This is a genomic window from Pirellulimonas nuda (assembly GCF_007750855.1).
GTDB classification, from domain to species: Bacteria; Planctomycetota; Planctomycetia; order Pirellulales; family Lacipirellulaceae; genus Pirellulimonas; species Pirellulimonas nuda.
Map to the genome: position 1 here is coordinate 6,035,029 of NZ_CP036291.1, position 25,595 is coordinate 6,060,623.

General features: G+C 67.4%; 17 protein-coding genes and 1 tRNA gene. 11 read left to right on the top strand and 7 right to left on the bottom strand.

The window, feature by feature from the left end; all coding sequences use genetic code 11:
• Nucleotides 1-580: 580 nt before the first annotated feature.
• The 3 genes from Pla175_RS26300 to Pla175_RS23445 form a co-directional block, all read right to left on the bottom strand.
• Entirely contained in the window at nt 581-757 is a 177-nt protein-coding gene (locus Pla175_RS26300; protein ID WP_197527099.1) for a hypothetical protein, read from the bottom strand.
• Nucleotides 754-984, bottom strand: coding sequence for a DUF433 domain-containing protein (locus Pla175_RS23440; RefSeq protein ID WP_197527100.1), 231 nt, complete (start codon nt 982-984; stop codon nt 754-756). Before Pla175_RS23440 ends, Pla175_RS26300 begins: the two co-directional genes overlap by 4 nt.
• Nucleotides 985-1,185: 201 nt before the next feature.
• On the bottom strand, nt 1,186-2,148 hold the full coding sequence (locus Pla175_RS23445; RefSeq protein WP_145291354.1) for a histone deacetylase family protein: 963 nt from the start codon (nt 2,146-2,148) through the stop codon (nt 1,186-1,188).
• A 234-nt stretch (nt 2,149-2,382) separates the two neighbouring features.
• Between Pla175_RS23445 and Pla175_RS23450 the strand changes: the two genes are divergently transcribed.
• Both Pla175_RS23450 and Pla175_RS23455 read left to right on the top strand, forming a co-directional pair.
• Entirely contained in the window at nt 2,383-3,786 is a 1,404-nt protein-coding gene (locus Pla175_RS23450; protein WP_145291357.1) for a hypothetical protein, read from the top strand.
• Nucleotides 3,787-3,875: 89 nt separating this feature from the next.
• Nucleotides 3,876-4,748, top strand: coding sequence for a hypothetical protein (locus tag Pla175_RS23455; protein WP_145291359.1), 873 nt, complete (start codon nt 3,876-3,878; stop codon nt 4,746-4,748).
• 44 nt (nt 4,749-4,792) lie between these two features.
• Here the strand turns inward: Pla175_RS23455 and Pla175_RS23460 are convergent, their stop codons facing one another.
• From Pla175_RS23460 to Pla175_RS23470, 3 genes are all read right to left on the bottom strand, one after another.
• On the bottom strand, nt 4,793-8,245 hold the full coding sequence (locus Pla175_RS23460) for a mechanosensitive ion channel domain-containing protein (RefSeq protein ID WP_145291361.1): 3,453 nt from the start codon (nt 8,243-8,245) through the stop codon (nt 4,793-4,795).
• A gap of 190 nt (nt 8,246-8,435) precedes the next feature.
• Nucleotides 8,436-8,747 (bottom strand): 50S ribosomal protein L21, encoded by a 312-nt coding sequence (gene rplU, locus Pla175_RS23465; RefSeq protein WP_145291363.1) that lies wholly within the window; start codon nt 8,745-8,747, stop codon nt 8,436-8,438.
• Nucleotides 8,748-8,864: 117 nt separating this feature from the next.
• Nucleotides 8,865-9,572, bottom strand: a complete 708-nt coding sequence (locus Pla175_RS23470; protein ID WP_145291365.1) for an ABC transporter ATP-binding protein — start codon at nt 9,570-9,572, stop codon at nt 8,865-8,867.
• 137 nt (nt 9,573-9,709) lie between these two features.
• On the opposite strand from Pla175_RS23470, the gene Pla175_RS23475 reads away from it, so the two are divergent.
• The 4 genes from Pla175_RS23475 (at nt 9,710) to Pla175_RS23490 (ending at nt 17,739) form a co-directional block, all read left to right on the top strand.
• Nucleotides 9,710-11,464 (top strand): TIGR03790 family protein, encoded by a 1,755-nt coding sequence (locus tag Pla175_RS23475; RefSeq protein WP_145291367.1) that lies wholly within the window; start codon nt 9,710-9,712, stop codon nt 11,462-11,464.
• A 249-nt stretch (nt 11,465-11,713) separates the two neighbouring features.
• Complete coding sequence (locus Pla175_RS23480) at nt 11,714-16,090, top strand: tetratricopeptide repeat protein (protein ID WP_145291369.1); 4,377 nt, start codon at nt 11,714-11,716, stop codon at nt 16,088-16,090.
• Nucleotides 16,091-16,218: 128 nt separating this feature from the next.
• On the top strand, nt 16,219-16,983 hold the full coding sequence (locus Pla175_RS23485; protein WP_145291371.1) for a hypothetical protein: 765 nt from the start codon (nt 16,219-16,221) through the stop codon (nt 16,981-16,983).
• 51 nt (nt 16,984-17,034) lie between these two features.
• Nucleotides 17,035-17,739 (top strand): hypothetical protein, encoded by a 705-nt coding sequence (locus Pla175_RS23490; protein ID WP_145291373.1) that lies wholly within the window; start codon nt 17,035-17,037, stop codon nt 17,737-17,739.
• 133 nt (nt 17,740-17,872) lie between these two features.
• Here the strand turns inward: Pla175_RS23490 and floA are convergent, their stop codons facing one another.
• A complete protein-coding gene (gene floA / locus Pla175_RS23495; protein WP_145291376.1) occupies nt 17,873-18,871 on the bottom strand; it encodes a flotillin-like protein FloA in 999 nt (332 codons plus the stop codon).
• Between the two features lie 156 nt (nt 18,872-19,027).
• Between floA and Pla175_RS23500 the strand changes: the two genes are divergently transcribed.
• From Pla175_RS23500 to Pla175_RS23520, 5 genes are all read left to right on the top strand, one after another.
• Nucleotides 19,028-19,101 (top strand) — tRNA-Ile (locus Pla175_RS23500).
• 401 nt (nt 19,102-19,502) lie between these two features.
• Entirely contained in the window at nt 19,503-21,047 is a 1,545-nt protein-coding gene (locus Pla175_RS23505) for a sulfatase-like hydrolase/transferase (protein ID WP_231954034.1), read from the top strand.
• 109 nt (nt 21,048-21,156) lie between these two features.
• Nucleotides 21,157-22,536 (top strand): sulfatase-like hydrolase/transferase, encoded by a 1,380-nt coding sequence (locus tag Pla175_RS23510; RefSeq protein ID WP_145291379.1) that lies wholly within the window; start codon nt 21,157-21,159, stop codon nt 22,534-22,536.
• 398 nt (nt 22,537-22,934) lie between these two features.
• Nucleotides 22,935-23,390 (top strand): ECF-type sigma factor, encoded by a 456-nt coding sequence (locus Pla175_RS23515; RefSeq protein ID WP_145291381.1) that lies wholly within the window; start codon nt 22,935-22,937, stop codon nt 23,388-23,390.
• Complete coding sequence (locus Pla175_RS23520; RefSeq protein ID WP_197527101.1) at nt 23,387-25,351, top strand: serine/threonine-protein kinase; 1,965 nt, start codon at nt 23,387-23,389, stop codon at nt 25,349-25,351. The genes Pla175_RS23515 and Pla175_RS23520 overlap by 4 nt, the downstream gene beginning before the upstream one ends.
• Nucleotides 25,352-25,595 lie beyond the last annotated feature (244 nt).

Consider the following 25,595-nt stretch of genomic DNA (forward strand, 5'->3'; position numbering starts at 1 on the left):
TGTCCTTTTGTCCCCCACTCTGCGGGGAACGAAATCGGACAAAACCCCACCGCACCGCTGCGCGCTCCTGCGTTTGCAGCGGTTTTCGCGCGAGGCCCCGCGACGCCCCCCCGCCAGCGCCCCACGCCGGACCTGTTTGGTGGACACGAGACCCCATCAATCGGACACCTCCGGGACAAAACTAGCGCACCCGCCAAGCCGCCAACCTGCAAGCGCAGCGGTAGCCACCGGGCCGACGGCCCGTGGCGTACGCGTTCGTGTTTGCGACCCCGTATTGTCGCGGCAGAGGTGGCTATTTGCGACCCAAAAGCCCGTAGATCACGCTGTGCCTGGGGGCGGAGGAGCAAGCCATCAAGAACTAAGCACAGTTCGTGGAGCCGTCAGGCACAGGCTGACCTACGTTGGGTGGATGCTGCCGCCATCCCGCATTGACGACAGCACTCTAGACCTCGATCTCCAAGTAGCCGTCCAGGCTGAGCTGCGACAGAGCGTCCGCAATCGCGGTGGCCTTTTTCTGAATCCGTGGCCAAGAAGTCGACAGCAAGACTACGATCGCAACGCTGCGGGTGGCTAGATTCTGCTACCTTAGGTTTTGGTCGGTCGTGATCAAGCAGTCGTAGCCGGACGATTCTGCTTGGGCCAGCAACTCGCCGTTTGACAGTTGCGACCAACCAAGCTCCGCGGCCGTATCAACATCGTGATCGACCAGGAATCGCCGCAACGGAACGGGGGTTCCTTGGTCGAACACGATTCTCATGTTCGGGCGGGCAGCGACAGACTAGCGGCCGCGTGTTCGAGGACCCCTTCAGCCTGCCGACGCGTGACGCCGGGGAACCACTCAAGGTACTGGTCGATCGTGGCGCCGTCCTCAAGGTTCTCGAACAGGCTTCGCACCGGCACCCTGGTGCCGCGGAAGAGCCATGCGCCGCTCATCCTGGCAGGGTCGCGATCAACGAACTCGCAATTTGGCCAGTCAATCATCATGCCTCTCATTCTATCTGACGTGTCGACTGAAGGAATAGACGTCTTTGCATCATCCGGCCAAGTTTGCAAGCCCGAGGATGTATGACGAAGGCGCGCCGGCGAGGGCGCGGGAACCTCGGTCCGACTTACCACCTCTCGCCTAACCGAGAAGCGATCACTACGGACGATTCGAATCAGGCGGTTGGGCGTCGGGGCAAGCGTTCAGCCCTGACTCTCCTCGTCGACGATCCCGATCACCGAGTCTGCTACCAGCCGGTAGCTCTGCCGGGTGTAGCCGCCGCTGAGCACCATCACGGTCGGGAGGCCGCGTCGGCGCAGCTCGCTTACGACGTACAGGTCGCGCTGGCGGACCGCGGCGGCCGAGATCGCTAGGCCGCCGAGCGGGTCGCCGGCCAGCACGTCTGTGCCGGCGTTGTAGAACGCCAGCCCTACCGGCGACCGGCAGACCGAGTCGAGGAAGCCGGGGAGGCGGTTGTAAAGCTCGTCGAGGTACGCGGCGTCCGACCAGGCGCCCGTGATCGGCACGGCGCAGTCGACGCGCTTGCGCGCCCCGATGTCGTACAGCGGATAAATCTGTCCGTTGAAGAGGTCGAAGAGGAACGCCCGCGGGTCGTGCATGAACGTGTGGCAGACGCCGTTGCCCTGGTGCGCGTCGGTGTCGATGCAGACGATGCGGTCCGAGTCGGCGATCAGCCCATCGGCGCGCACGCTGGCCACGGCGGCGCCGACGTCGGCGTAGACGCAGAACCCCTCGCCCCGCTCCGGCTTGGCGTGGTGGTAGCCCCCGCTCAGGTTGACGGCCAGGCCGTGCTCGAGCGCCTGCTGCGCGGCGACGATCGTCCCGCGCGTCGCCCAGCGCATGGGGCGGAGCACGTGCCGGTCGATCGCCCAGCCCGGCAGCCGGCTGAGCAGCGGGACTTCGAGCGCGGCGGCGACCACCTTCGGGTCGCCGAGCCGGTCGAGGTAGTCGGCCGTGTGCACCCGCAGCAGCTCTTCGCGGCTGGCCGGTCGGTCAACGCGCTGGTGGATGCCGCGTAGCGACGGGCCGAAGCGGCGGCGCAGCAGCCTCCACGCCCGGCCGTACTTGCGCGAGTCGAACGGGTGGAGCCGCTCGAGACCGTAGAAGCCGATGTTGTAGTGGCGTGAATAGACGATGCGGGTCATGGCCAACTGCGGAAATCAAGATCCGCCACTAGCCGCCGGGCGGCGCCCGTCGGCTAGTGGCGGAAAAGTGGGGGGTGCGACTTTTGGTCGCTGGGCGATTCTATCCGCTTTCCTCCCCCGGGGCGTCAATGCTATACTCGCAGGTGGTTAATTATTCGGGGCGCCCGTCCCGCCGTATTCTTCTGCTCGACTCCAACCGCTGCCGGCCGCGTGACGGCCGGCGTGAGGCGCACGATGACCGGATCGACGCCAACCGATCGACGGGTGGGGCCCGCGGCCCGGCCCAAGGCTGGACCTGTATGGTTGGCGTGCGCCGTGCTTGCGGCCTGCGGGTGGGGCGGCTCGGCGCGGGCGCAGGTCGAGCTCGACCGGGCGCCGATCTTCTACGACACCACCCCCACCAACGACCCGGTCGCCCTGCTTCAGGCACAGCTCGACGCCGGCGAGCGCGAGCTGCGGTACGAGCCGGAGCACGGCTACCTGCGATCGGCGCTAGAGGCGCTGGGCGTACGCGACTCGTCGCAGGTGCTGGTGAACTCGAAGACCAGCTTCCAGCTACAGAAGATCAGCCCCCGGCGCCCGCGGGCCCTGTACTTCGACGACCGGACGCACGTCGGCTGGGTGCAGGGGGGAGACGTGATCGAGGTGATGGCCACCGACCCGGTGCAGGGAGAGGTGTTCTACACGCTGGCCCAGAAGCAGCGGTTGCGTCCGCGGTTTGTCCGCGACCGCGGGCAGTGCATCATTTGCCACGCGTCGTCGCGGACCCAGGGGGTCCCCGGCGGGCTGGTGCGGAGCGTGTTTGTCGACGCGGGCGGTCAGCCGCGGTACGGGTCGGGGACGTTCAACGTCGACCACCGCAGCCCGTTCAGCCAACGCTGGGGGGGCTGGTACGTCACCGGCACGCACGGCGCCATGCGGCACATGGGCAACGTGGTAGCGGCGGACCCGGACCGGCCCGACGAGCTGGACCGCGAGGCGGGCGCCAACGTCACCGACCTGGCGGGGCGTGTGGACACGGCGCCCTACCTGACGCCCCACAGCGACATCGTTGCGCTCATGGTGCTGGAGCATCAGACGCAGATGCAAAACCACATCACGTTCGCCGGCTACGACTGCCGCAGCGCGACCCACTACGACGGGGTGATGAGCGAGGCGCTGGAGCGGCCCGCCGACTACGTCAGCGAAAGCACCCTTCGCCGCGCGGCCTCGGCCGGCGACCGGCTGCTGCGTTACCTGTTGTTCGCGGACGAGTTCCCCCTGGAGGCCCCCGTGGAAGGGACGTCTAGCTTCGCGGAAGACTTCCAGGCTCGGGGCCCGCGGGACAGCAAGGGGAGGTCGCTGCGCGACCTGGACCTGCGGACGCGGATGTTCAGGCACCCGTGCAGCTACCTGATCTACTCCCCCAGCTTCGACGCGTTGCCGCCGCTGGTGCGGGGCTACGTGGTCGATCGCCTGCACGACGTGCTCACCGGCAAAGACCCGGGGGGGGAGTTCGCCCACCTGACGCCGGACGACCGCCGGGCGATCCTCGAAATCCTGGCCGAAACCAAACCCGACCTGTGGGGGACGCCCCCGGGCGACCGGGCGGCGCTCGGCAGCCGCGTGGGGCGCTACCCGAATCTCGAAAAAAGGTAGCACACGCGGTGCCCTCTTGATATCGTGCATAGATTGGCGACCCACGGTAGGCGTGGGCGCTGCTGTTCTCTCCTCCTGTAAAGCTCGCCATGCTCATGCGAATCTGCACCACGCCCCTTGCCCTGATGATCGCGTGGGCGACGTGTCTTGCTCCCGCTCACGCGGCTGAGGTCGTCGCGTTCTGGGACTTTGCCCAGGAATACGACTTCGACTCGAACCCCAACAAGCAGGGCTTTCCCGCCAAAGTGGGTGTCGATGCGGAGCCGGCCGGCAACGCCAACCTTCAGGCGTATCTTGGGGTGGCGGACGAGCTCGACGACAACGGCGGCGGCGGGTTTGTTTCGTACACGTCCGCTACCAGCGGCATCGCCTACGGCCCCTCGCGCACGCTCAAGTTCGATGACATCAAGGGTGGCGGGGCCGATTTCGACATCGGCGGGGTATCGACGTTCACGGTCGATAAGAACGACGGCGCGGGCCCGGTAGACGACAACTTTGGCAACGACGCGTTGATCTACATCACCCTGAACGGCGCCGGGTTCCGCGACCTGCAGATCCGCTTCGACGTCGAGGGGGATCCGGCCGAACTGCCCTCCACGTTCGACATCTTCTACCGCACCGACGGGCCGGCCGGCACGTGGTATCGCGCCTCGGAGCAGTACAACAACATCGGCCTGAGCTTCATCGACTACAACCCGATCGATCCAGAGAACCAGTACGCGGACAGCGGGCTGATCTCACTGCCGGCGCTGCTCAACGGGGCCCCCAGCATCGAGCTCATCCTCAACGACTTCGCCGAGAACGGCAACGGCGAGATGGAGCTGGACAACATCGAGATCATCGGCCAGCGCGTCCCGGAGCCGGCCGCGGGGCTGCTGTTGGCGGCGGCCGGATGCGCGACGCTAGCGGGGGCGCGGCGCCGAGGCGCCCGCCGCGTTTCTCGGGGCGCCGACGGGGCGTAGCCCGTCGGCTATTAGGGGTTGGGTTTGAAGAGGGTTGGTGCGGGTCAGTTCGCCGAGCCCGCGGCGTGCTTCGCGCTCAATCCGTTCGATCCGTTGCTGCCGGCCGGCAGCGCCTGCGGCGAACGCCACTCGGGCGGGACCACGCGGATGTTCAGGTCGCGTTGCGGGAAGGCGATCTCGATGCCCGCCTCGCGGAACTTCTTGTCGATCGCCTGGTGCAGGTCGTGGATCGTGACCAGGCGGAACTCCAGGTCGGGCAAGAAGCACCGCAGCGCCAGTTTTAGCGTGCTGTCTCCGAAGCCCTCGAACACGGCGATCGGCGGCGGGTCCTTGAGCAGACGCGGGTTCTCTTGGCAGCACTCGACCATCAGCCGACAGGCCTCGGTCGTGTCGGTGCCGTAGGCGACGCCGACCTCGATCACGAGGCGGTTCATCTGGTCGCTGAGGGTCCAGTTGAGCAGGCGTTCGGTCACTAGGTCTTTGTTGGGGACGACGTACTCCTTGCGGTCCCAGTCCATGATGGTGGTGGCGCGGATGCGGATCCGCTTCACCATGCCGGTCTTGTCCCCCAGGGTGATGATGTCGCCGACGCGGATCGGGCGCTCGAACAGCAGGATGATGCCGCTGACAAAGTTGGCGAAGATCTCCTGCAGGCCGAAGCCCAGGCCGACGCTGATCGCCGCCACCAGCCACTGCACGTTGTCCCAGTGCATGCCGACCGCAGCGGCAGAGAGCACCATGCCGATGGCCAGCAGGACGTAGCGGCACAGGCTGCTGATGGCGTAGCGGACCCCCGCGTCGAGCGGCAGGTGTTGCAGCACCGCGAGCTCCAACAGCGCGGGGACGTCGCGCACGCAGATGTAGGTGCCGCCAACGGCGATCAGCAGGAACAGCAACTCGGAGACCTTCGGCGCCCCTTCCATCGGCAGCAGCGGCCACTCGTTCAGCATCTTGAGCGCTGGGGTCATGTCCTGCCACACGAACCACGCGGTGACGACGCCGATGACCACCAGCGCGGTGTTCAGCAGCTTGACGGTCTGCTCGCTCAGCGCGGCGAGGTCGACCGCCTCCTCGGGCATCTCGGTGGGGATCGTGCCGCCGTCGGCCGCCGCGGCCGCCGCCATCTGGGCGCGGCGTTGGCGGGCCTGCTCGCGGGCCAGCCGGCGGCGGTTGAGCAGCAACCAGCGTTGCAGCAGGGCGCCCAAGAACAGCAGCGCGAACACCAGCACGGCCGTCTCGCCGAGCCTCACCGCGAGGCGGTAGGAGGTGTAGTAGTAGCCCAGCGCGGCCGCGACGGCGAGCGCCAGCGGCGCCCCAACCAGCAGCGGGCTCCACAGGTTGTGCACGGGGACGATCCAGTCCTCGCTCTTGCGGGCCATCATCGCGCGGAACGGGCTGCCGGGCGCCAGCAGCACGCGCCCCAGCGCGAACGCCACCAGCACACAGATCAAGATGAACAGCATCCGGCCCAGCGACGACGTCCACAGCGTCTCGCGGCCCTGCACCTCGAGCCCGATGGCCCACAGCACCAGCGGCAGCAGCACCACGTCGAGCCACTGCAGCTGCCGACGCACCTGCACGATCACCGCGCCGGGCCACTCGAAGTGCGACTCGGCCAGCCCGCGCACCCGGCACACGTGCCTGAGCACCTCGAGCCCCAGGAACACCACGGCGGTCCAGCGCAGCGCCACCGCCAGCGAGCGGACGAACTCGCTCGACTCGGTGGGCGACTCCATCCACCAGCCGATGAACCACACCAGCACGGGCCACGGCAGCGCGATCACCAGCGTGTTCCAGGCGGCGCGGAGGGTGGGCTGGAAATCGATGCAGGAACGCTTGCCCGCCTCCTCGCCGGCCTCGCGGACACTCTTGCGGGCGGTCCGCTGCCTGCTGATTAGCACCAGCACCGCGGCGCCCCCCAGCAAGAACTCCGGCAGCGATCGCTTCGTGTTGGACACGAGCGCGGTGAAGGCTTTGTTCCAGTTGCTCAGCGACAGGCTCCAGCCGAGCGCCCCCGCGGCCGGCTGCAGGTCGGCCGGCTGCAGCATGTCGCAGCTCCGGATCCACAGCACGTGCTCATTGATGTAGTCGTTGTACTGCTCGGAAAGCTCGGAGAGCTGCTCTTCTACGGCGGCGCTTTTGCGCAGCTTGTCGGCGTAGCGCTCGTACTCGTTCACCAGATCGTCCAGGTACTTCTTGCGGGTCAGGAACAGCTCGCGCGTCTGCTCCGCAACCGCTTCGCGCTGCTCTTCCGACAGGCCGCGCAGCGTCTCGGCGATCTCGTCTTCTACGTCCGCCAGGTCCGATCGCTGGTCCCGGTAGCCGTACTGCTCGAACTGCGCCTGCGCGAGCTGCTCGTTGTGCTTGGCGTGATCCAGCTCCAGCTCGCGGACGTTGGGGATGTTGTCCCGCTCCTGCCGCAAGAGACGCCCGCTGGCCTGCGAAAGCCCGGCCGCGCCGACGCGTTCCTCGATCCGTTTGAGCTGCTGCCCCAGCGCTTCGAGCCGCGACTGCAGGCCGGCGGTCTTGGCGATGGCGTCTCCGTCCAATAGCCGCGAGATATCGTTCACGCGTTCGGTCAGGTCGCTGCGCGCCTTGGCGAGCGCCGAGTTCTCTTCGGCCACCTGCTTGAGCGCCTCCGGCTGGTCCATCGCCGCGGTCTGGGCCGCCTCGATCACCTGGTGGCTCGCCTCGGCGGCGCGCAGCTCCGCGATCCGCGCGCGGTACAGTTCCAGCTTCTTCTCGCGTCGGGCCAGCAGGCGGACCTCCGCGTCGCGCGCAAGCTGCACCCGTTCCGCCTCGGCCGGGTTGTTGTAGAGCGCCTGTTCCGCCTCGAGCGCCGCGATCGTGTGCCGGGCCGCCTCGCTGCGGTAGAGCTGAAAGACTATCTCGGCGGCCCCCTCGGGGGTGTCCGTCGGCGACGCGCCGATCGCCGCGAGGCGCTGCTGGGCCGCGGCGAGGTCGGCTTTCGCGTCGTGCAGATTGCCCGCCAACTGGTCGAGCCGGGCGGCGCGTTGCTTGGGCATCGCGTTGAGGTTGGCGATCTCTTGCTTCGAGTCCTTGATCAACTGCTCGAACTTGACCGCCTCTTGATCGAGCGCCGCCAGGTCGAGCGCCGGGTCGATCGGCAGCGGGGTCGTGAGCGGGGTCGCCAGCCTGGTCTTTACCGCGTCGCGATCCGCGGCCGCCTTGGTGAAGTCGGCCGCTAGCTGCTTCGAGCGGGCGACCTGCGCGTCGGCGGTGGCGAGCGCCTGCAGCGCCTGGCGGTAGAAGTCGGCGGCCTGCTTCGACACCGCGTCGTCGGGCCCCGCTTCGATCAAACGCTGCAGCCGCTGCTGCATCTCGTCTTTGCTGGGGAGCTGCGCCGCAAGGGCCGGGTCGGGGCCCGCGGTCGGCGCCGAGGGCCCGTCGTCGGGGTCTTGCCCCGCAGCCTGATGGGGCAAGCCAAGAGAAAAGCTGCTGGCGCAAAGCAGCAACCAGAGAAACAGACGGGACATAACACACCGGGCGGGATGGGCGGCCCCTGGGATGCGTCAGGGCCGCAGGCTTTCGCCATCCTACCGATTTGCGCGTGTTACGATTAGGGCAGCTAGGTTGAGAAGGCGCAAAAACCAGTCCCCGACCACCAATACGCGCAGCCTGCTGCTAGCGCCTGTGGGTTCTGGGGGCTCGCACCAGCGGCCGGGTTCAGCCGGCGATCGCGCCGATGCGAACCTTGGTGTACATCGCGCGGTGGCCGGTGCGTTTGCGGAAGTTCTTGCGGCGACGCATCTTCTGCACGCGGATCTTGGGGCCCTGGTCGAGCCCCATCACCTCGGCGGTCACGGTGGCGCCTTCTACCAGCGGGGCGCCCAGCTTGATGCCCTCGCCGCCGCCGACGGCCAGCACGCGGTCAAACGTCAGCGTGTCGCCGGCGACCGACTCACGGTAGTCGAGCGAGAGGACCTGCCCCTCTTCGACCCGGTACTGGCGACCCCCGTCCACAATAATGGCGTACATAACCGCGGCTCCGCTAACTGCTGGCTTCTTGACGTATCGGTAGAGCCCCAGAGTTTAGACCGCGGGGGCGGGGCTGTCGAGGGGTGGCGAGGCCGGGCCGCGCAGCAGAAGCCCCCGCTACCACTCCAGCTCCGAGGCGCCGCGTTTCGTGGCGTTTTCTGTCACCCCCGAGATGTGCCCGTCCGAAATCGAGATCACCCGATCCGCCATTTCAGCGATCACCGCATTGTGGGTGATCACCGCGGTGGTTGTCCCTAGCTCGGCGTTGATCCGGCTGATGGCGTCCAGCACCAGCACGCCGGTGTGGACGTCCAGGGCGCCGGTCGGCTCGTCGCACAGCAGCACGTCCGGCTTCTTAGCCACGGCCCTGGCGATGGCCACCCGTTGCTGCTCGCCCCCGGAGAGCTGGGCCGGGAAGTGGTTCATGCGGGGGGTCAGGTCCACCAGCGCCAACGCCTCTTCGGGCCGCATGGGGTCGGGAGCGATGTCGGTGATCAGGGCGACGTTTTCCTTGGCGGTGAGGCTCGGGATCAGGTTGTAGAACTGGAACACGAACCCCACGTGGTAGCGGCGGTAGCGGGTCAGGCCGGCGTCATCTAGCCCGGTCAGCTCCCCCTCGCGGTAGAACACCCGCCCGGTCGAGGGGCGGTCGAGCCCCCCCAAGATGTTCAGCAGCGTGCTCTTGCCGCTGCCAGAGGGCCCCAGCAGCACGACGAACTCCCCCACGCGGAGGTCGAGATCCACCCCCCGCAGCGCGTGAACGTCTACCTCGCCCATGTGATAGGTTTTCGTGACCGCGCGGGCCGAGAACACGACATCAGACATACGCGCATCCACGTGGGGCGTCCGAGGCGGCGGCCGCCGTCGGCTGGCGGCGGTTGGGGCGATCGCCTGGCTGGCGGGGGGGGTGGGCGGGGATAGAAAAGGTTTCCTCGGGACGGGCGTACGCCTACAACAACGCTATGAGCCTCCTTCACCCCGCCGCGCATCTCCAACTACTTGGGCAAGCACTGTTCTGCGGCGCCCTAGCGGCGGCCATCGGCGCCAACGGGACCGCGGCGGCCGGCGGGGGGCCCGAGAACCTGATCCTGATTGTCAACCAGAACAGCCAGGGTTCCAAGACCATCGCCAACCACTACGCCCGGCTCCGCGGGCTGCCGCCGGGCAACCTGGTCTACCTCGACTACACCGGCCCCAAGGAAACGTGCAGCGTAGCGGAGTTCCGCGAGCAGATCTTGCAGCCGGTGCTCAAGGAGGTCGACCGCCGCAAGCTGAGCCTGCAAACCGACTACCTGGTCTACAGCAGCGATTTCCCTTGGCGGGTGTCGTTCGAGGAGGACCACCCCGACATCAAGCTGAGCAAACAGCAGGCCGCGCACGCCTCGATCACCGGCGCCACCTACCTGTGGCGCCACGTGATGGCGGGGAGCCTGGGGCTGCTGGGGCTCGACGTCAACTGGTACGTCCCCGCCGCCGACGGCGCCAACCTGTCGCAGTGCGCCCGGCTGAGCGACGTGGCCAGCCAAGGGTTCCGCGGCCGTTACACCTGGCAACGCGGCGCCGTACGCAGCGACGACCCCAAGACGGGGCAGGGCTACCTGCTCAGCACGATGCTGGGGGTCACCACCGGCCGGGGGAACACCGTCAGCGAGGTGCTTTCCTACCTCGAGCGCTCGGCCGGGGCAGACGCAACGCAGCCCCGCGGCACGTTCTACTTCTGCCGCAACGACGATATCCGCTCAAAAACCCGCCACGAATGCTTCCCGGCCGTCGTCGAGCAACTGGCGCTCGCCGGCGCCGTGGGGCGGGTGCACGAGGGCGACCTGCCGACCGGCGCCGACGACATCCTGGGCCTCACCACCGGCCGGGCGGTGCTGAAGTTCGCGGGGTCCCACGTACGCACGCTCCCCGGGGCGATCATCGACAACCTGACCAGCAACGCCGGCATCCTCAGTGCCAACTCGTTCCAGACGCCGATCTCGGAGTACCTGAGGGCCGGCGCCGCCGGCGTCAGCGGCACGGTTTTTGAGCCCTACGCCATCCAGGCCAAGTTCCCGCTGCCGACCGTCCACCTGCACTACCGCCGGGGCTGCTCGCTGGCCGAGGCGTACTACCAGTCGGTCGCCGGGCCCTACCAGTTGCTGATCCTGGGAGACCCGCTCTGCCAGCCCTGGGCGCACCCCCCCGAGGTAGAGCTTGTCGGCGTCGAGCCGGGCGAGACGGTCGGCGAGAAGATGAGCCTGACTGCTAGCGTTGAGCCCAACGACCCGGCGCATCCGACCCAGTGCGAGCTGTTTGTCGACGGCAGGCTCCGCGCCCGCTTGCCGGCCGGGCGGCCGTTCAGCTTCGCCACCAGCGAGCTCGCGACGGGCTGGCACGAGCTGCGGGTCGTGGCGAGCACGCCCGACGCGATCGAGACTCAGGGGCGGAGCGTGCTGCCGTTCTTGGTGTCGCGTGACGACGAGCCCCTGCCTGCGCTGCGGTTCTCTGCCTCCGCGGCGGTCGAGGCGTCCAGGCGGGTGCGGGTGTTTGTCGACCCGCCCCAGGCGGGGCCGATGCTGCTGATGCACGACTCGCGCAAGGTAGCGGAGATCCCCGCCGGCCAGGCGGGGGTCGAGGTCGTGGCGGGGAGCCTGGGGCGCGGTTTCGCCCGACTATCGGCACAATCGGAGTCATCGGGCGCGACGACCGCCCCGCGTTGGCTGGAGGTCCGCTAGGGGCGTGAACCGAGGCCGGCCGGCGTGCGTAGAACGTGATGCCCAGGACCGGCAGAATCGTCAAAAACGGCGTTGCCGAAAGGACTTGCGCATGCGTCCATCTCGTTGACACTCCGCCAGTGACGGGTACGATGGACGTCAGTCGTCGCCCCATCGCGAGCAACGCGTTCCGCCGCTCTTCTTGCTCGGTATCGCGCGCCGTTGGGCCCCCACCTTCGTTCCCCGAAGCACCAACCTGAAGCCGTTGCTATGCAGCGTTACCGCGTAAACTACACCCTGCTCATCTCCCTGCTGGTCGGCGCCGTGGTGACCGTTGGCGCCCTGTTCGGCGTCTGGCGGTACCAGCTCGACCGCAACGCCGGCGCCCTGCTCGAGCAGGCAAGCCAGGCAGAAGCCAAGGGGGACCTCCGCACCGCCGCGGGCAACCTCGACCAGTACATCCGCATGCGTCGCGACGACGCCGAGGCCCGGGTCCGCCTGGCGAACATGCGGCACGCGATCATCGACGAGGGCAAAGACGTCAGCATGCGCGACTACGGCCTCGCGATGAACGACTCCGAGACCGCCCTGCGGACCGCGCCGGACGACAAGGAGCTGCGTCGGCGGTTGATCGACCTGCTGCTCGCCGGCCGTCAGCCCAAAGAAGCCCTCAGCCACATCGACATCCTGCTCAACTCCGACCCGACCCAGTCGGAGCTGAAGATGATGCGGGTGCAGTGCCTCTCCGCGGTGGGCCGGCCCAAGGACGCCCTGAAGTACGCCCAGCAGCTAGTGGGCTACGACGGCGCCACCGGCGAGTTCGACGAGAAGAAGGCGGAGTCGCCCCACGAAGTAGGCGTCTACCGCCTGCTGGCGAGCCTGTTCCAGCAGGACGGGCAGGACGAGATGGTGGACCGCGTGCTCGACGTGATGGTCGAGCGCAACCCGGAAAGCGCCGAGGCGTACGTTGTCCGCGGCCAGCACCACACGTCCAAGAAGCGCACCGAAGAGGCCGCGGCGGACATCGCCAAGTCGATCGAGCTCGACCCGTCGAACGTCCAGGCCAACCTGGCCGAGTTCCGCCTGGCGGTCGCGGACGAACGGATGGACGACGCCCGCAAGGTGATCGCCCGGGCGCTCGAAGAGCACCCCGAAGAGCTGGTGCTGTACATCGCCAGCGCCCAGCTCAAGATGCAAGACCAGGACTACGACGCCGGGATCGCGGAGTTCGACCGCGGGATCGCCGCGATCAAGGACCGCTCCAACCTCGAGCTGATCGCCCAAAAGGCGCGGGCCCAGATCGACGCGGGGTACCTCGACAAGGCCAAGGAGTCCATCAAGCTGCTCGAGGCCGAGTCGGTCAACCCGGCGATGCTCGACTTCATCAAGGCCCGCCTGATGATGGCGGAGTTCCAGTGGTACCCGGCGTCGCAGGAGCTAGTGCGGCTGCGGCCGCTGCTCTCCAGCAACTTCGAGATGAACGTGCAGCTCAACCTGCTGCTGGGCCTCTGCTACGAGAAGCTGGGGCAGATCGAGCTGGCGATGGACGCGTACGACCTGGTGCTGGGCATCGACCCGGGCAACAAGCCCGCCCTGGCGGGCGTGGAACGCAACCGGCAGTCGCTCGACCCCAAGGGTGGGCAGCAACGCAGCGAGACCGTCTACCAACGCTTCGACCAAGAGATGGCCAAGCCCGAGGCGTCGCGCGACTGGGCCTCGTTCAACAAGTTTGTGGACGAGTACTGCGAGAAGTTCGACATCTCCGAAGCAAACCACATGCTGCTGCAGGCCGAGTTCCTGCTGAAGCGCGGCGAGTTCAACCAAGCGGTCGCCAAGGCGCGCGACGCGCGTGACCTCGACCCAGAAAACCTGAACGTCCAGCGGCTGGTGCTCCGCGTGGTGGCCGCCAACCCCAAGTTCGGCCCGCTCGAGGCGCTCAAGAAGCTGCCGCTGGTCGTCAAGCAGTTCAAGGACCAGCCCCTGCTGCGGATCGACGAGGCGGACCTGCGGATCGCGCTGAACGACGGCGACCTGCCCGAGCAGTTGATGAAGCTCACCGAGGGGATCGACGATTGGTCAAAGGCCCAGCAGGTGCAACTGCTCAGCGAGATCGCCACCCGCCTGACGCAGATCGGCGCCACCACGCAGGCGACCGAGTGCTGGAACCGCGTCGTCCAGGCCACGCCGGGCGACCTCAAGACGCTGATGCAGTTGTTCATGACCGCCCGCGCGTCGGGCGACGACAAGCAGATGGCCGACGCCCAGCAGAACATCCTGCGCGTGGTCGGCACCAAAGAGAACGCCACCTGGCTCTACACCCAGGCCAGCCGGATCGTGTCGGACGTGCAACGCGGCGACAAGAAGACGGAGCAGTTGGGCGAAGCCGTTCGGCTGATCAACCGGGCGCGTGGGATGCGCAAAGACTGGAACCAGCCCGTGCTGCTGTTGGCCGAGGTGCGGCTGCTGCAGAACGACGCGGTCGGGGCGCTCGAGGCGCTCGACCAGGGCGCCAAGCTCGGCCCGCTCAACCCGCTCGCCACGGTGCAGTTCGCCCAACTGCTGATCCAGCAGGGTCGGTTTGAAGAGGCGCGCCTAGCGATGGAGAACCTCCCCCCCGCGATCCGCACCCGGCTGGTCGGGCGGCAGTACGCCGAGGTGTTGTTCAACACCGGCAAGGTTAAGAGCGCCCTGGCGGAGGCCGAGCAGCTCGCCAATACGAACCCCGACGACGCCGACACCCAGTTGTGGTACGGCCGCTTCTTGTACGGCGCCGCCAACTCTCCCTCGGCCGGCGCCCAGGCGGCCGCCGGAGCGGACGAGAAGGCGACCATCGAAGGCGCCCCCGCCGAGCAGGCCGATCTGCTGAAGCGCGCCGCCGACGCGCTCAAGAAGACCGTCGAGCTCCAGCCGCAGTCGCCCGACGCGTGGATGGCGCTGGTGGCCTCGTACGCGTCGCAACGCGACCGCGACGGCGCCGAACAAGCCATCCGCGACGCGCGGCTCGCCCTGCCAGAAGACCAGCAAGCGCCGCTGCTCGCCAAGAGCTACGAGGTGGTGGGCCGCTGGTTCGACGCCGAGAACCTCTACCAGCAGATGCTGGACGACGCCCCGGAGAACGTAGCGCTGATGCGGCAGCTAGCGCAGTTCTACCTGGGGGGCAACTACCGCCGCGACGACAAGTTTGAGAAGGCCCGGCCGCTGATCAACCAGGTGCTCAAGCAGGGGGCCGACGGCAAGCTCGAGCCCTCCGACCCCAACCTGCAGTGGGCCCGGCGCACCGGCGCCGGCATGCTGTCGGTCAAGGGGGACTACCAGAGCCTCCGCGACGCCGAACGGCTGCTGGCGTCCAACGCCGTCGGCGGGCGGCTCTCCGACGCCGACAAGGTAGAGATGGCCCGGATCCTGGCCCCCAGGCCCGAGCCGGTGAGCCGCCTCAAGGCGATCGCGCTGCTAGAAGACGTCCGCCGCGGCCGGCCCCTGAGCGCCCCGCTCGACCTGGCCCTGGCGCAGCTCTACTTCCAGACCGATCAGTGGGACAAGTGCCAGCAGATGATGGTGGAGGTCACCGCGGCGAACCCCGAGATGGCGGTCGCACGCGACGCCTTTATCCGCATGCTGCTGCGGCGCGGCGGGGCGGAGAACATCCGCGACGCCAGCCGCCAGCTCGACAAGCTTCGCGAGCTGGCCGGGGGGTCCCCTTCGACGCTCGAGCTGATCGCCCGCGTGGCGTCCGCACAGGGCAACGAGCAGGAGGCCGCCCAGGCGCTCGGCGAGATGACCAAGCCGCTCGCCTCGGCAGACGAGGAGCAGGTGAAACGCGCCATCCCGCTGGTGATCCGCATCGCGGCGCTGCTGACCGACCTGAAAGACCTCAAGCGTGCGGACGACCTCTACCGCTTCGCCATAAAGCAGAGCGATCAGGCCGCCCTCCCCTACGCGGTGTTCCTCGGGCAGCACGTAGACGCGGCCCAAGGGATGAAGCAGCTCGCCGACCTCGAAGGCAAGGTCACCGACGTTGAACGGATCCAGGCCGCGCTCTCGATCATGCGGAACCGGCCCAAGGTGATCGCGGCCCAGTCCAGCGAGGCCCAGCTCATGCTCACCCGCGCCCTGCGTGAGGACCCCGATTCCATCAGCCTGCTGATGGCCCAGGCCGACCTGTACGACCTGCTGCAACGCAGCGACGACGCCGCGGACCTCTACCGCAAGCTGCTGGACCGCAAGGACCTGGAAGGGACCGGACGGGCCGTGGTGCTCAACAACATCGCCTACCTGCTCGCCCTGAGCGGCGACTCCAAGGCCGACGCCCAGCAGGCGAAGAAGTACGTGGACGAGGCGGCCGAGCTGCTCGGCCCCGGCGCCGACCTGCTCGACACCCGGGCGGTGGCCTCGACCGCGTTGGGAGACTACGAATCGGCCATCCGCGACCTCGACTACTCCGTCACCGACAACCCGACCGCGTCGAAGTACTTCCACAAGGCGGACGCCCACCTCCGCGCCGGCCAAGAAGTTGCGGCGGTGCGGGCGTGGGAAGAGGCGGAAAAACTAGGGCTCTCCCTCGACGAGCTCCCCCAGGTTGAGCACAAGCGGTTCAACGAAATGAAGAGCAAGATCGAGTCGCTCCGCGCCAGGAGCGCCTCCCGCTAGCCGCCAATGGGGGGTTTTCGGGGCGAAGATTTGTCCGGCGAGTCGCGCATAGTTAGGATAAGGGGTCAACAGCGGACCCCCGCCCACCGGCGGGGCCGCCCCCATCCGCCTCTCACCTGATCGGTTCGATGCCCACGCTAGCCCCCACCGCCATCCGCACCGCGCGGCCAGCCCTCTCGGCAATCGGCGCCGTACTCATCATCACCGTGCTGGGGGCGGGCGTAGCGACGGCCCAGACGCCCCGCGTCGTAACGGCGCGCGAACCCTACGTGCCCGAGGACCGCGTGCTGAGGGTGCAGGTGCGCGTGCCGCTGGCCAACCTGCTCAACGCGTCGGACAGCAGCCGGGTAGTCGAGATCAGCCGCGTCGGGCCCGACCAGACCGACGCCGACCCCACCAGCGACCCGTTCCTCGACGAGCCCAAGCAGGCGGCTGCCACGCCAGATTCAGCGACGCCCGACGCCCAGGACGACCCCTTTGCCGACGCTCCGGCCGACCCGTTTGCAGACAATGGGGCGGCAAGCGGCGCCGACAGCCCGGGGGTAGACGTCCCGCAAGAGGCGGTCGGCTCGATGGCGCCCGGCGGCGTCTTCGGCGCGCTGGGGCGTTCGCTCTTTGGCGGCGTGAGAGAGCAGCTCCCCAACGTGAGCGTGCGGGGCGTAGGCCCCGGCCCCATGCCCCCGGCCCAAGACGTCGACCCGTTCGGCGGGCCCGGCCCGGGCGCGCCGGGCCCGATGGACGACACAGACCCGTTCGGCCCCGAGCCGGCCCCCCCCTCCTCGGAGGACCCGTTCGGCGCAGCGCCATCGCCACCCGCGGGCGACGACCCGTTCAGCGGGGCCGACCCATTCAGCAACCCTTCTAGCGATGAAGACCCGTTCGGCGGCCCCTAGCCCGTCCGGCCGGGCCCGACGCGTCCCGTTAGCCACTCGACCGAATCCGGCATGAATCGCGAGCCCAGCACCGTTTCCACTCTTCGACTGCGGCTGACGGTGGGGGGACTCGCGGCGTTGGCGATCGCGCTAGCGGGCTGCGAGCCCGACAAGCCCCCCACGACCACCGTCGAACCGGTCCGGACCCCAGAAGAGAAACTGGCGACCATCCTCTCGATGGTGCGCGAGGGGGTCGGCGACACCAGCTCGGGCGACCGACGGGTCAGGGCCGTCGTGCCGGGGGGGATGCAGCCGCAGTGGACCACCCGCGTCACCGAAGAGCTGCAGGAGCCCCGCACCCCGGGCGACCTCTACCGAGCGACGGTGCGGATCGTGACCGAGGGCTCGCTCATGGTGCGGATCAGGCCCAAGCCAGACGACGAGCCCTCCGACCGCAAGAGCCGCAACCCACGGCGGATGCCCGACAGCGGGCTGCAAGAGCTGCGGTACTCGGACCCCGAAGGGGGCCGCGGCACGGCCGACGACATCGGCCTCGACTCGTACGACCCCGTCGGAGCGGCCAGCGCCGAAGCCGCACGCCTGCGCGAATCCGCGCCGCACACCCCCTCGATCAAGACCGTCGACTCGCGCAGCGAGAAGGTGTTCGTGCTGGTCTACGAGAACGACCGCTGGAACATGCTGACCGAGTTCGAAGAAGACTCGCCCGACATGGAGCTGTACATGCGCAGCTTCCAACGGGCGCTGCGACTGCAATAGCGGCGTCAGTGACGCACGCAATCCATAGCTGCCGAGCTATGCTCGGTGCTGTGCGACTTACCGCGTTGCGCGTCTGCTAGCAGAAGTTTGCGAGAGCAACGTCGTCCCGCGACAACACCTTCGCGCAACAACGTCAAGCAGCGCCGTTGCTGCCGATGCGGTCGAGGTTCCCCTTGCGGAAGGCGTCCGCCATCGCCCGTGGGACTTCGGCCTCGGCCAGGAAGACGTGGGCGCGATTGAGCGCCACCTCGGCCTTCATCTCTTGCTCGCGGGCCACCGCGTCTGCGCGACGCTTCTCGGCGAGCGCCTGGGCCTTGCGGGTGTCGGCCTCGGCCTGGTCCGCCTGCAGCCGGGCGCCGATGTTCTCGCCGATGTCGATGTCCGCGATGTCGATCGACACGATCTCGAACGCCGTGTGCGCGTCGAGCCCCCGCTCGAGCACCGCCTTGCTGATCCGGTCCGGGTTCTCCATCACGTTCAGGTGGTCCATCGAAGAACCGATGGCGGTGATGATCCCCTCGCCGACACGGGCGATGATGGTGTCCTCGGTGGCGCCCCCGATGAGCTGCTTCAGGTTGGTGCGGACCGTGACCCGGGCCCGGATCTTGAGCTCGACGCCGTTCTTGGCCACGGCGCTCAGGGTCGAACGCGGCGACTTCTCCGGGTCGGGGCAGTCGATCACCTTGGGCGACACGCTGGTCCGCACCGCGTCCAACACGTCACGCCCGGCAAGGTCGATCGCCGCGGCGCGGTCGAAGTCGAGGTCGATGTCCGCGCGGTGCGCCGAGACGATCGCCTGGATCACCCGGGGCACATTGCCGCCGGCCAGGTAGTGGGCCTCCAGCCGGCGGGTGTTGATGCCCGTGGTGGGGTCGGTCCCCACGCCCGCCTGCTGGGCCATGATCTTCGCCTCAACGATCGTGCGGGCGTGCACCTGCCGCAGGCTCATGAAGACCAGCGTGAAGGGGCTGACCGGGGCGTTGGACATGTACGCCTGCAGCCACAGCTTGCCGTAGCTGAAAACAAAGATCAGGCCGACGACGACCAGCACCACCAACAAGAACCCGCCGGCGAGGTACAGCAAGCGGGTCATCGCCTCGGAGAGGGCGAGGGGCATCAAAGTGAGCAGCATGGCGTGAGCCTCGGGGAAGTAGCGTCGGTCCCACCATGGTAACCGCCAACGGGGCCCCCGGCCAACCAGGACGTCCGTTGCCCGCCCCCCCCATGGCGGCTATCCTCGCACCAGAGCGGCGGGAGATACCCCGCCGCTCTGGATTCTAAGCAAGCTGGCCCGGTAGCTCAGTTGGTTAGAGCAGGGGACTCATAATCCCTTGGTCGGGGGTTCGAGTCCCTCCCGGGCTATTTGGCGCTCCGTTGACGCCCCGTCGCGCGGCGTCCCGAGCCGCCGCTCGGGTGGTGGCCGGCGCCGGCGTGGCTGCTTGGCGCGCTTTGCGGCTCTCGGCTCGCCCGGCGGCGTTGCTGCCGGCCGTTGGTTGGGAGACGGGGGGCGGGTCCATCTCTCGCTTTCGGCGACGTCGAGGACTGGAGCCGTCCCCGTTCTTCGTCCCGGCTGCGAAACGCCCGTCGCATCTGCGCGTACGCCGTGGCCGGACCGAGCATCGCAAAGGGGGGGCGTGCACCACGTGATCCTTCGTGGCGACGCGCGTGGCGGGGCGCCGCCGGCCGCACTACCACGTCACACGCGTCTGGCGGCAATGAGTAGAATGCCCCCTACCCCTCATCCCTTCTCTCCGACCTTTGCCATGATACGAAACAGAACGCGTCGCATTGTGTGGATCGGAATCTTGGGTCTGTTTGCCGCGGGCCCGATGGGGCTGCTGGCGGGTCCGCCAGATCGTCCCAACATCGTCTTTCTGATGACGGACGACCAGCGTTGGGACAACATGGGCTGCTACGGCCGACCGGAGTTCACGACGCCCAACATCGACCTCCTGGCCGCGCAGGGCGTTGTCTTTGACCAGGCGGCGTACGCGGTAGCGGTTTGTATGCCCAGCCGGGTGACGATGATGACCGGGCGGCATGCCTCCAGTCACCGTGTGGGCTTCGTTGCGCCGGACGACTACACCTTGTCTCGATCCGATTTTGCTAAAGGGTACCCGGCGCTCCTCAAGGAGGCAGGGTACCGCACCGGCTTCATCGGCAAGGTGGGCTTTACGGTCACACAGCAGGCGCAGCGCCCCAACACCCCAGAAGGGCATACTTACAAAGCGAACATGGGGGACGTCTTCGACTTCTTTGCCGGCAGCGACACGGTTCCCACGAAGGGCCTCGAGCTGTGGCCGGCCGATGATCCGGTCCTGAAGCAGATCTACCGCGCGGGTCGTAAGGACTCGGGGCGTACGCTGAACACCGGAGAGGCGATGCTGCGGTTCCTGGACACCCAGCCCAAGGAGCAACCGTTCTGCCTGTCGGTCAGCTTTTATGCGGTCAAGCACGACAGCGACAGCCATATGTACATGCCGCATTTTCAGCAGTTTAAAGACTACCAGTTCTCGACCCCGGACAACTGGGTGGAGGGAGACAACGAACTGCTGCCGCAGGTCGTGAAAGATTACGCACGCGGCGTGCCCCTTCATCGCCAACGCTCGTCGACCCCCGCCCTGTACCAGCGGCTGGTGCGTCGCTTTGCGACCCAGGGGTACAGCGTCGACCAGCAGGTGGGGCTGATGGTACAGAAGCTGAAGGAGATGGGGCGGCTTGAGAACACGGTCATCATCTACACCAGCGACAACGGACGTTTTCAGGGGTCCCACGGCCTGTTCGACAAGTGCCTGCTGTACGAGGACTCGGTGAAGGCGCCGCTGATCGTTTTTGACGGGCGGGTAGCCGGACCCGGAAAGGGTCGGCGTGAGGACGCCCTGATTTCTTCCGTCGACATGGCGCCGACTATTGTATCGCTCGCGGGCGTGGAGCCCCCGCCCTCGATGCAGGGGCGCGACATCAGCCCGGTCTTGAACCAGACGCAGGACACGACTGCGTGGCGGGACGCGGTGCTTATGGAGGACCTCTTTATTGTCGATCTCTTCCGCTCCAAGCGAAAGCCGAATATCGACGAGATCAATCGGAAGCTGATCGAAGAAAACCAGTCGTACCGCTCCCGCGGCGTGCGTACCGGCCGCTTGAAGTACTTCGTGTACTACGAGCAAACCCCGCCGATCGAAGAGCTCTACGACCTGGAGCGTGACCCGCAGGAGCAGGCCAATCTGGCGGATAGCCCAGAGCATGCGGAGGTGCTGGGACAGCTCCGGAAACGCACGGCAGAGTTGTATGCCGACGCCGTAGAATAGAGACCGAAATCGGGGACGTTCTACTCACCTCGGCAAAGTAGAAGTTCCCCTTCCATCCTCCCCGGACACCCCTGTCCGGTTTCAGAATGCAATCAGAAAGAGCACGTCCATGTACAAAACACTAATTGGTGGAATCGCCCTTTTGTGCGCGTTGGCGGCTCATGCCGCGGAGAAGCCGAACATCGTCTTCATCTACGCTGATGACTGGGGCTGGGGCGATTTATCCTGTCACGGTCATCCGTGGCTGGAGACGCCGAACATTGACGCGCTGGCCCGCGAGGGGACGGACTTCCGGCAGTTCAATGTGCTCAACCCCGTCTGCTCGCCGAGCCGTGTTGCGGCCATGACCGGGCGCTATCCCTCCCGCTACGGCGTCAACAGTGTGTTCGGAGCCCGTCGTCCGGGGCCGGAGCAGCCCGACTGGCTGGACCCCAAAGCTCCCACCACGCCCCGCTACCTCAAAGCCGCCGGCTATCGCACGGCCCACTTTGGCAAATGGCACATGGCCGTTGACAGGCTGCCTGGCCAGCCGGCGATGGCGGACTACGGCATCGACGAATCGGCGGTATATCACGGGCCGGGCCCGGGGATCCAACCGCACGCGATCGCCGACCGGGCGGCGCAGTTCATCGAAGCCAACAAGGATCATCCGTTCTTTGTGAACGTGTGGCTTCACGAAAGCCATACGATGCACAGCCCCACCCCCGCCTCGCTGGAGAAATGGAAGCGCCTCGATGATGAGCAGAAGCGGATTTATGCCGCCGTCATCACCGACGGCGACAACAAGGTGGGCAAGGTGCTCGCCGCCCTCGATAAAGCCGGCGTGGCGCAGAACACCATCGTGGTTTTCTCCAGCGACAACGGCCCGGAGGGCACGAGCAGCAGCAAAGGATCACCCGGCAAGTATGGCAGCTACTACAGCGTCGGCGAGACCGGCGGCCTGCGCGGACGCAAGCGCAGCCTGTTTGAAGGCGGCGTCCGCACGCCGTTCATCGTGCGTTGGCCGGGGCACACGCCGGCCGGAACAATCGATGACACGACCGTGTTCAGCGCCGTCGACTTGCTGCCCACCTTTTGCGCCGCTGCTGGGGTCACGCCCCCGGCCGAGGCCCGGGGCGACGGGGAGAACCTGATCGCCGCATTCAATGGCGAGACCGTCGCCCGCACCCGGCCGATATTCTGGCTGCACACGGGCAAGAGATCCGAGCCAGATTGGTGGCCGCGCCTGGCCGTCCGCGACGGGGATTGGAAACTGGTGACGACCTTTGACGGCGCACGCGCCGAGTTGCACAACTTGAAAGCGGACCGTGCCGAAGCCGTCGCCAAAGATCAGTCGAAGGAGCACCCAGAAATCGCGGCGCGGCTGACTAAGATGGCGCTCGACTGGTACGCCACACTGCCCACCAAGGCGGACCCCACGTGTATCAGCCCGAGCCGGGGGGCGGCGGAAGAAGAATCCAGCAGGATCGATGGCAGTCGAGCGAGGTAGCACATGAGAGCATCCTACCGATTGCTGCGCGCCAGCCCGACCCTCTCGAGTCTGAGAAGCAATACGTCGGATGTCTCCTTCCTGCTTCTCTACGACTCCAGCGGCCTTGTCTGACAGAGCCGGTTCAAGGCGCTGCGCAATTGCCCGTCCCGCCCCCCGTAGGGCGACAGCGACTGGCGCCGGCAGACCGCGCGGTCCCTGGGGCTGGAAGCGTCGCGACGCCCGCGCGGCAGGCCGTGGCGTCGGAACAAGTTGAATGCCCCGGTTTGCATCCAGCCGGATTTGTTCTGGGCAGCCTGAGGGCCTGCCGAGTTGCACCCCCCGATTGGCGTGGCTACGCTACGACAGTCCGGCCGCCGCGCCGGAACGGCCCCTCAGGCTCCGTCAGGTGACATCCCATGCCAGGGGCCCCCAAAGACCCGTCGATGGGCTGGCTCGACGGCCTCCCCGTTGAGGACCGCGATGCGGCGCCGCTGATCTACGACGCTTGCTTCGAACGGCTCGTGGCGACCGCGCGCCGCGCCCTGGCGGGCGCCCCCCGGCGCGACACGGACGAGGAAGACCTCGCCAGCAGCGTCCTACCGAGCTTCTTCCGTGGCGTCGACGACGGGCGATCTAGCGGCCGGTTCTCGCGGGCGCAGCTTTGGGGGCTGCTTCTGACCATCGCGCGCCGCAAGGTGGCGCGGCTTCACCGACGCCGGTTCACGCTCAGGCCCGGCGCAGGCAAGGTGCGGGGCGAGACCCCCCTCGCTAGCGCGGAACGCTTGGGCTGCGCCGAGCGGACCATCGAGCGGAAGATGAACAAGTTCCAACGGGTTTGGCTGGTGCTGAACCGGGAGTCGAACTGCGTGTGAAGGACCCCAACAGCCTTTCCGCCGAGCGGATCGACGAAGCGTGCGACGCCTACGAAGCGGCCTGGGCCTCTGGCCCGCCCCCCGACCTGCGGCGTTTCTTGGAGCACTATGGGTGGCGCGCCGAGGCCGAGGATCAATCGCTCTGCCTCGAACTGGTCTGTATCGACCTAGAGCAGCGTTGGCGACGGAGCCCCCCCGCCGGCGATGGGCAGACGCCCCTAACGCTATCATCTCAGACGCTATCATCCCTCACGCCATCAACCCAGACGCTATCGGCCGAGGGCTACGCCGAGGCGCTCTTCGGCCCAGGCGCCACCCCCTTTCCGGAGTGGGTCGCCACGGAGCGCACGCTGCGCGAACGCTCCGGCGATAGCGAAGCGGGCCGGAGTCTGCGGGAGCGCTACCGAGATTCCCCAGAGATCCTCGCAGCACTCGCGGGAGAAGCCCACGCGTCGCTCGACGCACGCGAAGCGGAGACGGCGCCCCGCCAGTCGGGCGGCTCCGGCGGGGGCCTGCACGTCCGCTGCCCACACTGCCACAACCCGATCGAGCTCGTGCCCGACGCGGAGCTGGCGAGCATCCTCTGCCCCAACTGCAGCAGCGACTTCTGCCTCGTGAGCGACGCCGCGCAGTCGCACGCCGCAACCACGGTCAGCCAGATCGGCCACTTTCGGCTGATCGAGCGTCTGGGGATCGGGGCATTCGGCACGGTTTGGAAGGCGCAGGACACCAAGCTCGACCGCACCGTGGCGGTGAAGATCCCACGCAAGGGGCAGTTCGACGAGAAGCAGGAGAAGGCGTTTCTGCGAGAAGCGCAGAACGTCGCTCAGCTAAGCCACCCGAACATCGTGCCGGTCTACGAGGTCGGGCGCGACGGCGACACGCTCTACATCGTCAGCAGGCTCGTGCGTGGGCTAACGCTGGCCGACTGGCTGACGGGTCAACAGCTCAGCGCCCGCGAGGCGGCCGGGCTGTGCATGAAGATCGCCGGCGCCTTAGAACACGCGCACCAGAGGGGCGTGGTCCACCGCGACCTCAAGCTGGGCAACATCATGCTGGACGAGGTTGGCGAGCCGCACCTGATGGACTTCGGCCTCGCCAAGCGCGAGGCGGGAGAGATCACCGTCTCGCTGCAGGGGCAGCTACTGGGCACCCCGGCCTACATGTCGCCCGAGCAGGCGCGCGGCGATTCGCACGTCGCCGACTGCCGCAGCGACGTCTACTCGCTGGGGGTGATCCTGTTTCAGTTGCTCACCGGCGAGCTCCCGTTCCGCGGCAATCAGCGGATGCTGCTGCACCAAGTCATCCACGACGAGCCGCCGAGCCCCAGGAAGCTCAACGCCACGGTGCCCCGCGACCTGGAGACCATCACCCTCAAGTGCCTCGAGAAGGATCCAGCCAAGCGGTACCAGACGGCCGAGGGCGTGAAGCAAGAACTCGGCCGCGTTCTTAACGGCTTGCCCATCCTCGCCAAACCCGTCGGGATGGTTGGACGCGTCACCCGTTGGCTCTCCGGAAACCCGCAGAGCGCCCGCCTCGTAGCCGGCTCGATGCTAACGATCCTTGGCGGGGGGATCAGCGTCTACTGCATTGTCGCGATCCTCGTCATGCACACGTGCTACTCCGAGGCCGACGTGCCTAGGCGAAAGCTTACCGGAGAGGTCGCCTTCTTGCTCATGGTGTACTACCTGCCAACATTCTTGGCGGGGCTATTAACCTTGTCTGGAAGGCGGATCGGGTTGTGGCTCGGGGCCTTCGCTACGCTGCTCGGTTTCGCAACAACCATTGCCGTAATCGCTGGACAGGTCGACTTGATCGTTGCCTACCGCAGCACGTCCTTTGAACGCTTCCATTACGTCCTCCCGTACAGCTTCTTCACGCTGATCGGTGCACTAGTGTGCGTGCTGGGAATCGCCTCGTGGCGCCCTGTTGGGCAAGGTTGTGAGTTGAAGCTCCGGTAGAGGGGGGGCCGGAAAGGCGGCCGGAACTTCTTGCGGGAATAAAATGGGGACAATCTGGCTCTGTAGAAGACCCGCTTCTGCTAGCGAGACGCTGTCTCCCCAGGAGTTTGGCGATGGTGTTCGCCGGCGTCGCTAGCACTCGCGGCCTTGCTTTGACCCACCGCGCGCCAACCGCTACCCTGCCGCGCTCCGCTGGCCACCGCGTGCCCCGTTCGCTCCGCCGCCATGATCTGTCACGCCGTAG

Bases quoted from the DNA above. Each gene is read 5' to 3' on its own strand.
- Pla175_RS26300 (WP_197527099.1), bottom strand. From the start codon at position 757: ATGAGAATCGTGTTCGACCAAGGAACCCCCGTTCCGTTGCGGCGATTC.
- Pla175_RS23440 (WP_197527100.1), bottom strand. From the start codon at position 984: ATGATGATTGACTGGCCAAATTGCGAGTTCGTTGATCGCGACCCTGCC.
- Pla175_RS23445 (WP_145291354.1), bottom strand. From the start codon at position 2,148: ATGACCCGCATCGTCTATTCACGCCACTACAACATCGGCTTCTACGGT.
- Pla175_RS23450 (WP_145291357.1), top strand. From the start codon at position 2,383: ATGACCGGATCGACGCCAACCGATCGACGGGTGGGGCCCGCGGCCCGG.
- Pla175_RS23455 (WP_145291359.1), top strand. From the start codon at position 3,876: ATGCTCATGCGAATCTGCACCACGCCCCTTGCCCTGATGATCGCGTGG.
- Pla175_RS23460 (WP_145291361.1), bottom strand. From the start codon at position 8,245: ATGTCCCGTCTGTTTCTCTGGTTGCTGCTTTGCGCCAGCAGCTTTTCT.
- rplU (WP_145291363.1), bottom strand. From the start codon at position 8,747: ATGTACGCCATTATTGTGGACGGGGGTCGCCAGTACCGGGTCGAAGAG.
- Pla175_RS23470 (WP_145291365.1), bottom strand. From the start codon at position 9,572: ATGTCTGATGTCGTGTTCTCGGCCCGCGCGGTCACGAAAACCTATCAC.
- Pla175_RS23475 (WP_145291367.1), top strand. From the start codon at position 9,710: ATGAGCCTCCTTCACCCCGCCGCGCATCTCCAACTACTTGGGCAAGCA.
- Pla175_RS23480 (WP_145291369.1), top strand. From the start codon at position 11,714: ATGCAGCGTTACCGCGTAAACTACACCCTGCTCATCTCCCTGCTGGTC.
- Pla175_RS23485 (WP_145291371.1), top strand. From the start codon at position 16,219: ATGCCCACGCTAGCCCCCACCGCCATCCGCACCGCGCGGCCAGCCCTC.
- Pla175_RS23490 (WP_145291373.1), top strand. From the start codon at position 17,035: ATGAATCGCGAGCCCAGCACCGTTTCCACTCTTCGACTGCGGCTGACG.
- floA (WP_145291376.1), bottom strand. From the start codon at position 18,871: ATGCTGCTCACTTTGATGCCCCTCGCCCTCTCCGAGGCGATGACCCGC.
- Pla175_RS23505 (WP_231954034.1), top strand. From the start codon at position 19,503: ATGATACGAAACAGAACGCGTCGCATTGTGTGGATCGGAATCTTGGGT.
- Pla175_RS23510 (WP_145291379.1), top strand. From the start codon at position 21,157: ATGTACAAAACACTAATTGGTGGAATCGCCCTTTTGTGCGCGTTGGCG.
- Pla175_RS23515 (WP_145291381.1), top strand. From the start codon at position 22,935: ATGCCAGGGGCCCCCAAAGACCCGTCGATGGGCTGGCTCGACGGCCTC.